This window comes from Streptomyces sp. NPDC006372 (genome assembly GCF_040612515.1).
Classification (GTDB): Bacteria; Actinomycetota; Actinomycetes; order Streptomycetales; family Streptomycetaceae; genus Streptomyces.
Genome location: NZ_JBEXQJ010000014.1, coordinates 79,949 through 93,829, shown reverse-complemented (window position 1 = coordinate 93,829; position 13,881 = coordinate 79,949). Strand labels below are relative to the sequence as shown.

Sequence of the window (13,881 nt, the reverse complement as noted above, 5' to 3'; positions counted from 1 at the left end):
GGTCCGCGGCGCTGCCCCTGTCGGGACGATACACCAGTCTCGTCACTCAGGGACATAGGTTCTCTACTCTCCGTGACGATCAATAGATATATGAGTACCCACCGCGCCCGAAGGATTGCGGACGGTACCCAAGGTCGGATCAGTCGGTTGGTGCACCCGTCGTCAGGATCACGTTGCGGAGCGGCTCCCGGTTCACATAACGGTTCAACTGGTCCACCAGGAGCCGCTCGGCGCGCGGAAAGAACGCGGAGGTGGGACCGCCCACGTGGGGGCTGATGAGTACCCCCGGCGCACGCCACAGCGGGTGTTCGCGCGGCAGGGGCTCGGGATCGGTGACGTCCAGGGCGGCCGTGATGCGCCCGGTCTCCAGCTCGGCGAGCAGGGCCTTGGTGTCGACGACGGGACCGCGGGCGACGTTGACCAGCAGCGCACCGTCCTTCATCCGGGCCAGGAAGTCGGCTCCCGCCAGGCCGCGGGTGGTCTCGCTGAGCGGGGTGGACAGGATGACGACGTCCGCTTCCGGGAGCAGCGCGGGAAGTTGGGTGAGCGGGTGCACCGGCCCGCGCGCCGTGGTGCGCTCAGAGCGCGCAACGCGCGCCACCCGCGCCACCTCGAACGGAACGAGCCGGTCCTCGATGGCCGCGCCGATCGATCCGTACCCGACGATGAGGACGTTCTTGTCGGCGAGCGCGGGCCGGAACCCGGCGAGCCACTCCCCCCGCTCCTGCGCCCGGGCGAAGTCGGGGACGCCGCGCAGTGAGGCAAGGATCAGCGTGAGGGTGAGCTCCGCGGTGCTGGCCTCGTGCACCCCCCGCGCGTTGCACAGCCGCACGCCCGGGGGCAGGTGCCTGATCCCCGGTTCGACGTGGTCGATCCCGGCGGACAGGGTCTGCACGACCTGCACATGGCTCATCTCCGCCATGGGCCGTACGCACAGCGGGCTGGGCTTCATGTAGGGGACGACGTAGAAGGCGCAGTCGGCCGGGTCCGCGGGGAACTCCTCCTGGCCGTTCCAGAAGCGGTAGGCGGGGCCCTCGGGGAGTCCCTCGATCTCGTCCGGCGGGATGGGCAGCCACACGTCAGCAGTCATGCTCTGGAGGCTATGTCAGGAGCGCGCCACAGCAGAGGTTAGGTTGAGGGTGGCCGGAACAGGGAGGGTCACGACCAGGTGGAGCGCAGGACGATCGGCGCGGCGGCACTCGCGGTGGGGGCCGTCGGACTGGGGTGCATGCCGATGAGCTGGGCGTACAGCGCGTCGCTGCGGCGTGGCGACGAGTCGCTCAGGGCGGTGCACCGGGCCCTGGACCTGGGGGCGTCCCTGTTGGACACGGCCGACATGTACGGCCCGTTCACCAACGAACTGCTGGTGGGGCGGGCGTTGAAGGAACGGCGGTCCGACGCGTTCGTGTCGACGAAGGTCGGTCTGCTCGTGGGCGACCAGCACATCGTCGCCAACGGCCGCCCCGGGTACGTCAGGAGGGCCTGCGACGCGTCGCTGCGCCGGCTCCAGACGGACGTCATAGATCTCTACCAGCTGCACCGGGCCGACCCGGAAGTCCCCGTCGAGGAGACGTGGGGCGCGATGGCGGAGCTCGTCCGGGCCGGAAAGGTGAGGGCGCTGGGCGTGTGCGCGGTGGGCGCGCGGGCCGGCCGGCGCTCCGGGGCCCGGGTGCACGACGCGACGATCCGGCAGCTGGAGCGGGTGCAGCAGGTCTTCCCCGTGAGCGCGGTGCAGGCGGAGCTGTCGGTGTGGTCGCCGGAGGCCCTGGAGACACTGCTGCCGTGGTGCGACACGCGAGGCATAGGCTTCCTGGCCGCGATGCCGCTCGGCAACGCCTTCCTGACCGGCAGGCTGCGGCCCGGCGCGGGGTTCGAGGTGGACGACGTCCGGGCCCGGCACCCCCGCTTCACGGGCGAGATGATGGCCGCGAACCAGCCGATCGTGGCCGGCCTGCGCCGGGTGGCCCGCCGTCACGGCCCCCATGTCACCCCCGCCCAGGTCGCCCTCGCCTGGGTCCTCGCGCAGGGCCGCCACGTGGTCCCGGTCCCGGGCACGAAGCAGGAGCGCTGGGTCACGGAGAACACGGGAGCGACACGGCTGCGGCTGACGGCCGAGGATCTGCGGGAGGTGGCGCACCTGCCGCCCGCCCAGGGGTCGTGGGACTGACCCGGAGCCGGCGGGCGCTTGGCCGGCGGGGAGTGTTCGGGGCAAACCCGTGCAGGGTGCCGCGTCCGCGGGTTCGGGTTCGGTGATCGGGAACTCGGGAGGCGCGTCAGGGGTATGACAGGGAGAACCCCGTCGCGTCGAAGGGACCATGATCGTGCAACGTCGAGCCGTGCCGGCCGTGTTGGCCGCAGCCGCGCTCCTGCTGACGGCCGGCTGCTCCTCCGACGGCGGAGGGACGTCCGGCGGTGACGAGGGCGTCTCCCCGAGCCGTTCGGCGTCGCGGTCGTCCACGCCGGGGCAGGCCGCCGAGGAGACACCTCCCGCCAAGGGCTCGGTGAAGGTGGTGCGCACCGTCGCCGAGGGTCTGGACTCGCCCTGGGGACTCGCGCCCGTGCCGGGCGGTGGTCTGCTCGTCTCCTCCCGGGACGACGGGACGATCCTCCGGGTCGACGAGAAGACCGGGAAGAAGACCGAGCTGGGCGAGGTGCCGGGGGTCTCGGCCGCCGGCGAGGGCGGCCTGCTCGGCATCGCCCTGTCCCCCGGCTTCGCCTCGGACCGCATGGTCTACGCGTACTTCTCCTCGGCCTCCGACAACCGCGTCGTCCGCATGCTGTACGACGAGAAGAAGCCCGCCGGTGAGCAGCTCGGCGCTCCCGACACCCTCTTCAAGGGCATCCCCAAGGGCTTCATCCACAACGGCGGCCGGATCGCCTTCGGCCCGGACAAGATGCTGTACGTCGGCACGGGCGAGAGCGGTGACACGGGCCTGTCCCAGGACAAGGACTCGTTGGGCGGCAAGATCCTGCGGCTGACCCCGGAGGGCGAGCCGGCGCCGGGCAATCCGTTCCCCGACTCGCCGGTCTACTCGTACGGCCACCGCAATGTGCAGGGCCTCGCCTGGGACGGCAAGCAGCGGCTGTTCGCCTCGGAGTTCGGCCAGGACACCTGGGACGAGCTCAACGCGATCAAGCCGGGTGACAACTACGGCTGGCCGGAGGCCGAGGGCAGGTCCGACGACAAGCAGTTCCAGAACCCGGTCGAGCAGTGGACGACGGCCGAGGCCTCCCCCAGCGGCATCGCCCACGCCGAGGGTTCGATCTGGATGGCGGGCCTGCGCGGCAAACGGCTGTGGCGCATCCCGCTGAACGGCACCGAGGCCTCGGCCGACCCCCAGGCCTTCCTGGAGGGCGAGTACGGCCGGCTGCGCACGGTGGTTTCGGCGGGCGGCGACCGGCTGTGGCTGGTGACCAGCAACACGGACGGCCGGGGCAGTCCGAAGGACGGGGACGACCGGATCCTGGAGCTGCGGGTGACGTGACCCCTCTCAGTTCTCGTTCCGGTCGGACTCCTGCGGCGGGCGTACGACGACCTTCCCGGACGCCAGATCTATCGGGCCGCGTCCGGGATCGCCGTCGCCGACGTCCTCGCGGGTCAGTTCCAGGCGGTTCTGCTCGTCGCGGGTGTGTTTGCGGCCGGGCGAGAAGAGTTCCTCGAAAACGTTGAACACGGATCCTCCCTGGACCGCGACACCCCCGATGTCCTTTACAGCGTAAACCTCAGCCCGCCGAACCGGGCATGAGGGAATCGGCCGGAAAGAGCCCCAGCCGGTGCGCCACCGCCGCGGCCTCGCCCCGACCGGAGACGCCGAGCTTCGCCAGGATGTTGGACACGTGCACGCTCGCGGTCTTCGGGGAGATGAACAGTTCCTCGGCTATCCGGCGGTTGGTGTGTCCGGCGGTGACCAGGCGCAGCACGTCCCGTTCCCGGCTGGTGAGCCCCAGGGCCCCGGCGGGGTCGGCGGGGGTCCTGGCCGGTTCCGCGCCGGACGTGAGCGGGAGGCGGGCGCGCTGGGCGAGCGCTGCGGCGGCGTCGGCGAGCGGCCGGGCGCCGAGGTGGCAGGCGACGGCGTGGACGAGGCGGAGCAGGTCCGTGGCGCGGTCGCGTTCGTCGCACTCGCCGCCGGCCGTCAGCAGGGACTCGGCCAGCCGGTACCGGGCGCGGGCGAGGTCGTAGGGCCGCTCCAGGGGTTCGAAGGCGGTGACCACCTCCGACCAGACAGCCGGGGTGCCGCGGTCCTCGGCACGGAGGAGTTCCGCGCGCACCCACTGCTCGTGGGCGAGCCAGACGGGGGCGTTCGTGGTGAGGCGCTTGACCGCCCCGAAGATGCCCTCGAGCGCTTCCTCACGGCCGTCCCGCGCCGCGGGCAGCGCCCGGGCGTCGGCCTCGGCCGTGGCCGCTTCGAGCAGCAGGGGCCAGGCGTAGCGCTGGGTGCCGGGCGGGAAGCCGGACTCCACGGCGCGGGCCAGTTCGGCGCGGGCGTCGGGGAGGCGGCCCTCGGCGACGGCGACCTTGAGGGTGAGGCAGGCGATCGGGAGGTCGTGCTGCGGCATGGGGTCGTGCGGGCCGTAGGAGGCGCGGCCCTCGGCGAGGTGCCGGGCGGCCTCGGGCACCTCGCCGCGGGCGAGCGCGAGGAACGCCCGGTGGATCGCGCCGGCCCCCTTCGGACCGGCCGACTGCCCGCGCCGCTGCGCGTTGACCGCCGCCTCCGTGGCCTCGTCCCAGCGGCCCAGGGAGATGAGCGATTCGGCGAGGTTGCCCCAGACCCAGCCCTCGGCGTCCCTGAGGCCCATCCGGCCGGTGAGCGCCAGTCCCTCGCGCAGGATGCCGACGGCCTCCTCGGAGCGGCCGATGCCTTCCAGGGTGGACGGCAGGTTCACATGGCTGCGGCCGGCGATCACCGCGAGGCCCCGTGCGACCACCTCGTCCTTGACCTCGTAGAGGTGGGTGAGCCCGGCATCGATCTGCCCGGCCTCGACCATGAGGCCACCGAGTGTCAGCCGGGCGTTGGACGCGATGTCGTCGGCGCCCACCATGCGGGCGTACTCCACGGCGCGTTCGGCAGCCGTCAGCGCCTCCGGGCCCGGCTGGCGCAGCATCGACCAGTGGGCGGCCGTGGCGAGCACCTCGGCGTGCACCTCGGACGGCGGCAGGCCGCGGACCAGGTCCTGGGCGGTGGCGATCTCCTTCCAGCCGTCGCCCCGGGCGAGGCTCTGCACCAGCCGGGAGCGCTGGATCCAGAACCAGGCGGCGCGACGGGGGTCCCCCGTGCCGGAACGCGGTTGAGGACTTCGGGGGGAGCCGTCCTCCTCGTCCAGCAGGCGCAGCGCCCGCTTGGTGATCTTCAGGGCGCGCTCGCGCTCCCCGCAGAGCCGTCCGGCCACGGCCGCCTCGGCCAGCAGGTCGAGGGTCCCGCCACGTCGTTCGGGCAGCTCCAGCGGGTAGGCCTCGGCGAAGTCGACGGGGCGCAGGGTGTCGCGTACGGCGTCGGGTGCGGCGTCCCACAGTTCCATCGCCCGCTCCAGCAGCCGCAGTTGCTCGGAGTAGGCATGGCGGTGGCGGGCCTCGGCGGAGGCCTCGAGGACGGCGGGCAGGGCCTTGGCCGGCTCGTGGGCGTGGTACCAGTAGCTGGCCAGGCGCGTCGCGCGCTGGTCGGCGGGGACGAGGGTCGGGTCGCTCTCCAGGGCTTCGGCGTAGCGGCGGTTGAGGCGGGAGCGTTCGCCGGGGAGCAGGTCGTCACTGACGGCCTCCCGGACCAGGGAGTGCCGGAAGCGGTAGGCGTCGCCGCCGGGCGCGGGGGCGAGGATGCTGGCGTTCACCGCCGTCCGCAGCGCCTCGATGAGGTCGTCCTCGGCGAGCCTGGCGACGGCGGACAGCAGCCGGTACTCGACGGTGGAGCCGCCCTCGGCGACGATCCGGGCGACCTGCTGGGCGGTCTCCGGCAGCCTTTCCACGCGGACCAGCAGCAGGTCGCGCAGGGAGTCGGTCAGGCCCGTGCGGCAGCCTTCGTGGGCGGCGACGGCGAGTTCCTCGACGAAGAAGGCGTTGCCGTCGGAGCGTTCGAAGATCGCGTCGACCTGGTCCGGGTCGGGTTCCTGGGCGAGGATGCCGGCGACCTGGAGGCACACCTCCTCGCGGGTGAAGCGGGCGAGTTCGAGGCGGCGGACGGTGCGCAGGCGATCGAGTTCGGCGAGCAGGGGCCTGAGCGGGTGGCGGCGGTGGATGTCGTCGGAGCGGTAGGTGGCGAGGACGACGAGGCGGCCGGTGCGCAGGGTGCGGAAGAGGTAGGAGAGCAGATGCCGGGTGGAGGCGTCGGCCCAGTGCAGGTCCTCCAGGGCGAGGACCACGGTGTGCTCGGCGGCGATCCGCTCCAGCAGGCGGGCGGTGAGCTCGAAGAGGCGGGCCATGCCGTCCTCGTCGTGCCGGGCCGCCTCGCGGGCGGCAGCGGTGCCGATCTCCGGGAGGAGCCGGGCCAGCTCCTCCTCCTGCCCGGCCGCAGCGGCGGCGAGTTGCGCGGGCAGTTCGCGGCGCAGGGCGCGCAGGGCCGTGGAGAAGGGCGCGAACGGCAGTCCGTCGGCGCCGATCTCGACGCAGCCGCCGAGTGCGACGACCGCGCCCCGGCGGCGGGCGGCGGCGGCGAACTCCTCCAGGAGGCGGGTCTTGCCGACCCCGGCCTCGCCGCCGACGAGCAACGCCTGGGGGTCGCCGGCGGCGGCACCGGCGAGCACCTCGTCCAGCGTGCCCAACTCGGCGGCCCGGCCGACGAACACGGGACTTACGGACCTGGTCTCCACGGCCCCGAGCATCGCACGCACATCCGGCGGCACGTCACCGGTTTTCGCCAGACCGGCCACACCGGCGGCCGTTTCCGTCCGGCGGGCCACGGCACCGGCCCCCGCGCCCTTACGGACGGTCGCGACGGCCGGTGCCCTGGCGGGTTTCACGCCGCCCTGGCGAAGCGGGGCCTGCGGAAGCGGCGGCTATGGCTCTCGTGCTCGGCGGAGCCTTCGGCCGCTTCACGGCGGGCGGCGCGGCGGGCCTGGGCGGCCTCGCGGACCCGGCGCTCGTGCTCGGCCCGGCGGATGAGGTCGGCGGTGCGCATCTGCTGCATCTCGTACTCGTACATGGCGTGTCCTCGGTGAGAGTCGTTGGAGGGGCTTCGCTTTCTGCGATGCCTCCACCTTCGTCTCCCAGGCGGGGCTGCCACATCGGGAGAGTTCCGCATCTTCCGAGGGCGGGTGAGGCCTTAGACACGGCTGAGGGGCCTCAGAGGCTCCGTAAGGTGCTTACGGAGGTCCTGAGACCCCTCGGGAGCTGCGGTGACTCAGCCCGCGGACGGCAGTCCGAGCAGGATGCCGGTGTACTTGAGGACGGCCAGGAACAGGCCGATCACGCCCAGCGCGACACCCGCCCAGGCGACCGACTTGATCCAGGGGGCCTGGATCCTGCCGGGCGTGCCGAACGCGGGCCGCGCGAGCGTCACGACGCCGACGACCAGTGCGATCAGCGCGAACAGGCCGCCCCACAGGGCGGTGGCCTGCCAGGCGTCGCCGTAGACCGCCTGGATCTGCTTGGACACGCTCGCGCCCTGCGCGGTCTGCAGCTGACCGACGAGGTTCTGGCGGGCGGCGGCGATGGTTCCGAGCCAGCTGCCGGTGAGCGAGACGACGCCCAGCGCGGCGGAGACCACGGCCGCGGCGCCCTGTCCGACGCCGGAGGGGCTCGCGTCCTTGGTCTCGGCGGGCTCGGCCGGGGCCAGGACCTCGGTGTCGGTCGCCTCGTCGGACTTGGTGGTGTCCACCGCCTTCTCGTCGGTCGTGGCCTCGGTGGCCTCGGTCTCGTCCACTGCGTTCGTTGCCATGTCTCGCACCGTAGGGTCGCTGTCTGAGAAGTCTCTTAATGATCGTTGTGAGCGGCACGCGCGCGTGCCTCGCGCCACTCGGGCGCCAGCACCGACCAGACTTCGAGATCGTGCCGTACGCCACGGTAGTGGTGCGCCTCCCGGCGCACACCGTCGCGGGTCATGCCGAGCCGCCGCGCCACGTTCAGGCTCGGCTGGTTGCCCGAGGCGGCGACCCACTCGACGCGGTGGATGCCGCGCTGTTCGACCGCCCAGTCGATCAGCACCCGCATCGCGCGGGTGATCAGGCCCCGGCCGGTGGCGGCGGGCTCCAGCCAGCAGCCCACCTCGCACGTGCCGTTAGCGGCGTCGAAGTCCGGGAACAGCACCCCGCCCACGAGCTTCCCGTCCAGCCACAGTCCGTGCAGGGATCCCGTGTCGGCGGCGCGCTTGCCGGCGTACAGCTGGAGCTTCGCCCGGGCCGAGGCCAGGTCCGTCTCGGTCGTCCCGAACGGGACGTACTGCCCGATGAACTCCCGCCCCCGCTCCAGGTGTGCCAGGAACTCCTCGGCGTGCCAGGGCTCGAGGGGCCTCAGCTCGACGTCGTCACCCAGGGATATCGCGTACATCCCGCTGCCGCTCCTCCTCCGCCAGGACGTCCGCCACCTCGGCGTCCGTCGCGGCGGCCAGCCTCTCATGGGCGGCACGGCACTCGGGCGGTTCGATGCTGATCCGCGGCAGGCGCTGGTCGAGCCAGCGGGGCAGCCACCAGTTGGCGCCGCCGAGCAGGTGCATCAGGGCGGGCACGAGCAGCGTGCGGAGCACGAAGGCGTCCAGGGCGACGGCCGCGGCCAGGGCGATGCCGAACATGGCGATCACACGGTCGCCGCTGAGCACGAACGCCAGGAAGACGGAGATCATGATGACCGCCGCCGAGTTGATCACCCGGCCGGTCTCGGCGAGGCCGACCCGGACGGCACGCCGGTTGTCGCCGGTCTCCAGCCACTCCTCGTACATCCGGCTGACCAGGAAGACCTGGTAGTCCATGGAGAGGCCGAAGAGGACCGACACCATGATCACGGGCAGGAAGGGCTCGATGGGCCCCGCGCTGCCGAGGCCGAGCAGTTCGCTGCCCCAGCCCCACTGGAACATCGCGACCACCACCCCGAAGGCGGAGGCCACGGCCGCGACGTTCATCGCGGCGGCCTTCAGCGGGATGCCGATCGACCGGAAGGCCAGCAGGAGCAGCAGACAGCCCAGGCCGATGACGACCCCGACGAAGACGGGCAGCTTGGAGACGATGACGTCGGCGAAGTCGTCGTAGCCGGCCGTCAGGCCCCCGACCTGCACGTCGAGCGAGGTGCCCGACTCGGCGCGCGGCAGCACGTCGTCGCGCAGCCGGTCGACGAGGTCGCTGGTCTGCTTCGACTGCGGGGAGGACTGCGGTACGACGGTGAGGTAGGCGGTGTCTCCGCCCGAGTCGAACGTCACCGGGGTCACCGAGGCCACGCCGTCGGTGGCGCGGAGGGTGCCGTCGAGGTTGTCCAGGGCGAGCCTGTCGTCGGCTCCGTCGACCTTGGTGACGAGGGTGAGCGGGCCGTTCACGCCGGGGCCGAAGCCGTCGGCGACGAGGTCGTAGGCCTGGCGGGTGGTGGACGTCCTGGGGTCGTTGCCCTGGTCGGAGGTGCCCAGGTGCAGGGAGAACGTGGGCAGCGCGAGGACGGCCATGACCACCAGGGCGACGCCACCGAGCAGCTTGGGGTGACGCTCCACGAACGCCGACCAGCGGGCGGCGAAGCCGGTGGGCAGTTCGGGTTCGGGCCCGTGCTCCACGAGCCGGCGGCGCTCGCGGCGGCTGAGCGCGCGCATGCCGATGACGGAGAGGAGCGCGGGAAGCAGCGTCACGGACGCCGCGACGGTGAGGATCACGGTCAGGCTCGCCGCCACGGCGACGCCGTTGAGGAAGCCGAGCCGGAGGATCAGCATGCCCAGCAGGGCGATGCAAACGGTGGCACCCGCGAAGACGACCGCCCGTCCCGTGGTCGCGACGGCGTTGGTGGCCGCCTCGGCGACGGACTGCCCGCGCTTCAGGCCGCGCCGGTGTCTGGTCACGATGAACAGCGCGTAGTCGATGCCGACGCCGAGCCCGATCAGCATGCCGAGCATGGGGGCGAAGTCGGCGACGGTCATGGCGTGCCCGAGCAGCACGATCCCGGCGTAGGCGGTGCCGACGCCGACCAGGGCGGTGGCGATGGGCAGCAGCGAGGCGGCGAGCGAGCCGAAGGCGAGGAACAGCACCACTGCGGCGACGACCACGCCGACGATCTCGGCGAGGTGCCCGCCGGAGGCCCCGGTGAGCCCGACGGCGCTGCCGCCCAGTTCCACCTGGAGCCCGTCGCTCTCGGCGCTCTTGGCGGTGTCCACGACGGCCTGCGCCTCGGACCTGCCGATGTCCTGGGCCTGCTCGTCGAAGGTGACCGTGGCGTAGGCGGTACGGCCGTCGGCGCTGATCCGGCCGGTACCCGGGCCGTCGTAGGGGCTGGTCACGGAGGCCACACCGGGCAGGTTCCCGACGCGGTCCAGGGTGCGGGTCATGGTCTGCTCGACGTCGGCGGCGCGGACGCTGCCGGACGTGGTGTGCCAGACGACGGTGTCGCTGTCGCCGCCGAGCCGCGGGAAGCCCTCGTGCAGCAGCTGGGTGGCGCGGCCCGACTCGGTGCCGGGGACCTGGTAGTCGTTCGAGTACGCGGAGCCGGCGACGGCGGCGCCCGAGGCGACCCCCGCCAGGGCGAGGAGCCACAGCAGAACGGTGACCAGACGGCGTTGGACACACCAGCGTGCGAGGGCTGCCACGGAACGTGCTCCCGGAGTTGCTTTGTGTAGGTCTTTGGCCGGGAGCAGTCGTACCGGAACTGAACAACCCGCAAAGAACGCATGAGCAATGCGGAATCACCTTTGCAGGCGCAGGAGATCCTTTGTCGGTTTCGTGGGCTTATTCACAATGGTGGTGGTCAATGGTCGTGATCAGTCGAACTGGTCCCCCAGTGCCATCACCATCACCCCGGCGATCATCAGCCACAGGGCCCGCCGGGTGCGGCCCCGCGCACCCAGTACGGCGGCTCCCGCGCACACGGCGGCTCCGCAGGCGTAGGCCGCCGGGACGAGCGCCGGTGCGGCTCGGGTGAGGCGGATCAGTGCCGCCGCCAGACCGGCGAGAGTCAGGACCGCGCCGGTGCCGGCCGCCGTCCAGCGGGCCCGACGCGCATCCTCGGCCGGTTCGGCGTCGTCCTGCTCGGGGTCCTGCTCGGGCTCGGGGTCCTGCTCGGGCTCTGGCTCGGGCTCGGGCTCGGACACGCGGTCCGGCTCCTGCTCGGGGTCCGGCTCCTGCTCCACGGCTGGCTCCGAGACCGCTATCTCCGGTTCGGTGTCGGAATCAGCGCGTCCACTCATGGCCGAGACGGTAGCGCGTCGTGAAGGAAAACCGGATGCGGGGCCGACGGGCCCCCTGTTAGCGTCCGTCGGTCCGAGGAAACGCCCGCGGCCCCCCGGCCGCCCGGCCGAAGCAGGTGCATTGTTTGACGGTCCGACCGAGCTCCGACGCATCCCCTTTCTTCCTCAAGGACTCAAGGAGCCCGTCCACCGATGTCGGACATCACTTCCCGGACCTCGCACGACCCCCTCACTGACCGTGTGAGCCACCCCCGCTACCCGCGCAGCAACGGCTACGACGCCCGCTGGACCGTCGAGAACCAGATGGGCCCGCACGCGCTGTGGCTGCTGGAGTGGCTGGCCCCGGCCCTCGGGCTCGACACCCTGAGCCCCGGCTCGCGCGTGCTCGACCTGGGCTGCGGACGCGCCATGACGTCGATCTTCCTCGCCAGGGAGTACGACGTGTCGGTCACCGCCGCCGACCTGTGGGTCAAGCCCGACGAGAACGCCGCACGCATCGCCGAGGCGGGCGTGGCCGACCGGGTGCTGCCCGTGTACGCCGAGGCGCACGACCTGCCGTTCGGCGAGGGCACCTTCGACGCGATCGTGAGCATCGACGCGTACCAGTACTTCGGCACGAACGACCTCTACCTGCCCACTCTGACCCGGCTGCTGAAGCCGGGCGGGCGGATCGGAGTCGTGATGCCGGCGCTGCGGGAGGAGCCGGAGGGCGACGAGCCGCCGGCGCACCTGAAGAAGTACTGGGAGAAGGATCCCGGCTTCTGGGCCTTCCACTCCCCCGCCTGGTGGCGGCGGCTGTGGGCCCGCAGCGGGGCCGTCGAGGTCGAGACGGCCGACTGGCTCGACGACGGCTGGCGCGACTGGCTGCTGTGGAGCGAAGTGTGCGCCGAGGAGAGCACGAGCGAGTTCATGGCCGACATGGCCCGCTGGTCGGTCGAGCTGATGCACGCCGACGTGGAGCACGTCCTGGGCTTCACCCGGGTCGTCGGCCGCCGCTTGTAGACGCCTGAGGGGGATGCATCGGGCTCGATGCATCCCCCCTGGGGTTCACACGTGCGGTGCTCAGCCCTCGCTGACGCCCAGCTTCTGAAGGATCAGTTCCTTCACCCGGGCCGCGTCGGCCTGGCCGCGCGTGGCCTTCATGACCGCGCCGACCAGCGCGCCGGCCGCCGCCACCTTGCCGCCACGGATCTTGTCCGCGACGCCCGGGTTGCCGGCGATCGCCTCGTCGACGGCCGCCGTCAGGGCGCCCTCGTCGGACACGACCTTCAGGCCGCGCTTGTCGACGACCTCGTCCGGGGTGCCCTCGCCCGCGAGAACGCCCTCGATGACCTGACGGGCCAGCTTGTCGTTCAGGTCGCCCTTGGCGACCAGCTCGGCGACCCGGGCGACCTGCTGCGGAGTGATCGCCAGCTCGTCGAGCGCCTTGCCCGACTCGTTGGCGCTGCGGGCCAGCTCGCCCATCCACCACTTGCGGGCGGAGGCGGCGTCGGCCCCGGCCTCGATGGTGGCGACGATGGGCTCCAGCGCGCCGGCGTTGAGGATCGCCTGCATGTCGACGGCCGACACGCCCCACTCCTCGCGGAGCCGGCTGCGGCGGACCAGCGGCAGCTCGGGCAGCGCGGCTCGCAGCTGTTCGACCCACTCGCGCGAGGGGGCCACCGGAACCAGGTCGGGCTCCGGGAAGTACCGGTAGTCCTCGGCCTCCTCCTTCACTCGGCCCGAGGTCGTCGACCCCGTGTCCTCGTGGAAGTGGCGGGTCTCCTGGATGATCGTGCCGCCGGAGGACAGCACGGCCGCGTGCCGCTGGATCTCGAAACGGGCCGCGCGCTCCACGGAGCGCAGCGAGTTCACGTTCTTCGTCTCGGAGCGCGTGCCGAACTTCTCGGTGCCGTTCGGGCGCAGCGAGAGGTTCACGTCGCAGCGCATCTGGCCCATCTCCATCCGGGCCTCGGAGACGCCGAGCGCCTTGATGAGCTCGCGCAGCTCACGGACGTAGGCCCGCGCGACCTCGGGGGCACGCTCGCCCGCGCCCTCGATCGGCTTGGTGACGATCTCGATCAGCGGGATGCCGGCGCGGTTGTAGTCCAGCAGGGAGTGGGACGCGCCGTGGATACGGCCGGTGGCGCCGCCGACGTGCGTCGACTTGCCGGTGTCCTCCTCCATGTGGGCGCGCTCGATCTGCACGCGGAAGGTCTCGCCGTCCTCCAGCTGCACGTCGAGGTAGCCGTTGAAGGCGATCGGCTCGTCGTACTGGGAGGTCTGGAAGTTCTTCGGCATGTCCGGATAGAAGTAGTTCTTCCGGGCGAAGCGGCACCACTCGGCGATCTCGCAGTTCAGCGCGAGGCCGATCTTGATGGCGGACTCGACTCCGGTCGCGTTGACGACCGGGAGCGCGCCGGGCAGGCCGAGGCAGACCGGGCAGGTCTGCGTGTTGGCGTCCTGGCCGAGGGCGGTCGAACAGCCGCAGAACATCTTGGTCTTGGTGCCGAGTTCGACATGGACCTCGAGGCCCATGACGGGGTCGTACGACGCGAGTGCTTCCTCGTACGACACCAGGTCGGTCGTGGTGGTCACGGTGAAACTT

General features: G+C 72.1%; 12 protein-coding genes. 3 read left to right on the top strand and 9 right to left on the bottom strand.

All coding sequences use genetic code 11. The features are described 5' to 3' along the window. Nucleotides 1-139: 139 nt before the first annotated feature. A complete protein-coding gene (locus ABZ016_RS21670) occupies nucleotides 140-1,090 on the bottom strand; it encodes a 2-hydroxyacid dehydrogenase (RefSeq protein ID WP_356918277.1) in 951 nt (316 codons plus the stop codon). A 78-nt stretch (nucleotides 1,091-1,168) separates the two neighbouring features. On the opposite strand from ABZ016_RS21670, the gene ABZ016_RS21665 reads away from it, so the two are divergent. Then, nucleotides 1,169-2,167: an aldo/keto reductase gene (locus ABZ016_RS21665; protein WP_356918276.1), complete on the top strand. Its 999-nt coding sequence runs from the start codon at nucleotides 1,169-1,171 to the stop codon at nucleotides 2,165-2,167. Between the two features lie 148 nt (nucleotides 2,168-2,315). After that, nucleotides 2,316-3,485, top strand: coding sequence for a PQQ-dependent sugar dehydrogenase (locus ABZ016_RS21660; protein WP_356918275.1), 1,170 nt, complete (start codon nucleotides 2,316-2,318; stop codon nucleotides 3,483-3,485). Nucleotides 3,486-3,491: 6 nt separating this feature from the next. Here the strand turns inward: ABZ016_RS21660 and ABZ016_RS21655 are convergent, their stop codons facing one another. From ABZ016_RS21655 to ABZ016_RS21625, 7 genes are all read right to left on the bottom strand, one after another. Then, entirely contained in the window at nucleotides 3,492-3,674 is a 183-nt protein-coding gene (locus tag ABZ016_RS21655; protein WP_356918274.1) for a DUF6191 domain-containing protein, read from the bottom strand. A 49-nt stretch (nucleotides 3,675-3,723) separates the two neighbouring features. Further along, nucleotides 3,724-6,810 carry an AAA family ATPase gene (locus ABZ016_RS21650; protein WP_356918336.1) on the bottom strand — a complete coding sequence of 1,029 codons (3,087 nt, stop codon included), beginning with the start codon at nucleotides 6,808-6,810 and terminating at the stop codon, nucleotides 3,724-3,726. A gap of 134 nt (nucleotides 6,811-6,944) precedes the next feature. Beyond that, entirely contained in the window at nucleotides 6,945-7,130 is a 186-nt protein-coding gene (locus ABZ016_RS21645) for a hypothetical protein (protein WP_356918273.1), read from the bottom strand. Nucleotides 7,131-7,328: 198 nt separating this feature from the next. Continuing rightward, nucleotides 7,329-7,865, bottom strand: a complete 537-nt coding sequence (locus ABZ016_RS21640; protein WP_356918272.1) for a hypothetical protein — start codon at nucleotides 7,863-7,865, stop codon at nucleotides 7,329-7,331. A gap of 35 nt (nucleotides 7,866-7,900) precedes the next feature. Next, nucleotides 7,901-8,473: a GNAT family protein gene (locus ABZ016_RS21635; protein WP_356918271.1), complete on the bottom strand. Its 573-nt coding sequence runs from the start codon at nucleotides 8,471-8,473 to the stop codon at nucleotides 7,901-7,903. Beyond that, nucleotides 8,451-10,697 (bottom strand): MMPL family transporter, encoded by a 2,247-nt coding sequence (locus tag ABZ016_RS21630; RefSeq protein WP_356918270.1) that lies wholly within the window; start codon nucleotides 10,695-10,697, stop codon nucleotides 8,451-8,453. The genes ABZ016_RS21635 and ABZ016_RS21630 overlap by 23 nt, the downstream gene beginning before the upstream one ends. Nucleotides 10,698-10,868: 171 nt before the next feature. Next, on the bottom strand, nucleotides 10,869-11,258 hold the full coding sequence (locus tag ABZ016_RS21625; protein ID WP_356918335.1) for a hypothetical protein: 390 nt from the start codon (nucleotides 11,256-11,258) through the stop codon (nucleotides 10,869-10,871). A gap of 228 nt (nucleotides 11,259-11,486) precedes the next feature. Between ABZ016_RS21625 and ABZ016_RS21620 the strand changes: the two genes are divergently transcribed. Continuing rightward, entirely contained in the window at nucleotides 11,487-12,296 is an 810-nt protein-coding gene (locus ABZ016_RS21620; RefSeq protein ID WP_356918269.1) for a methyltransferase domain-containing protein, read from the top strand. A gap of 60 nt (nucleotides 12,297-12,356) precedes the next feature. On the opposite strand, the gene gatB is transcribed toward ABZ016_RS21620, so the two are convergent. Then, entirely contained in the window at nucleotides 12,357-13,871 is a 1,515-nt protein-coding gene (gene gatB / locus ABZ016_RS21615; RefSeq protein ID WP_356918268.1) for an Asp-tRNA(Asn)/Glu-tRNA(Gln) amidotransferase subunit GatB, read from the bottom strand. Nucleotides 13,872-13,881 lie beyond the last annotated feature (10 nt).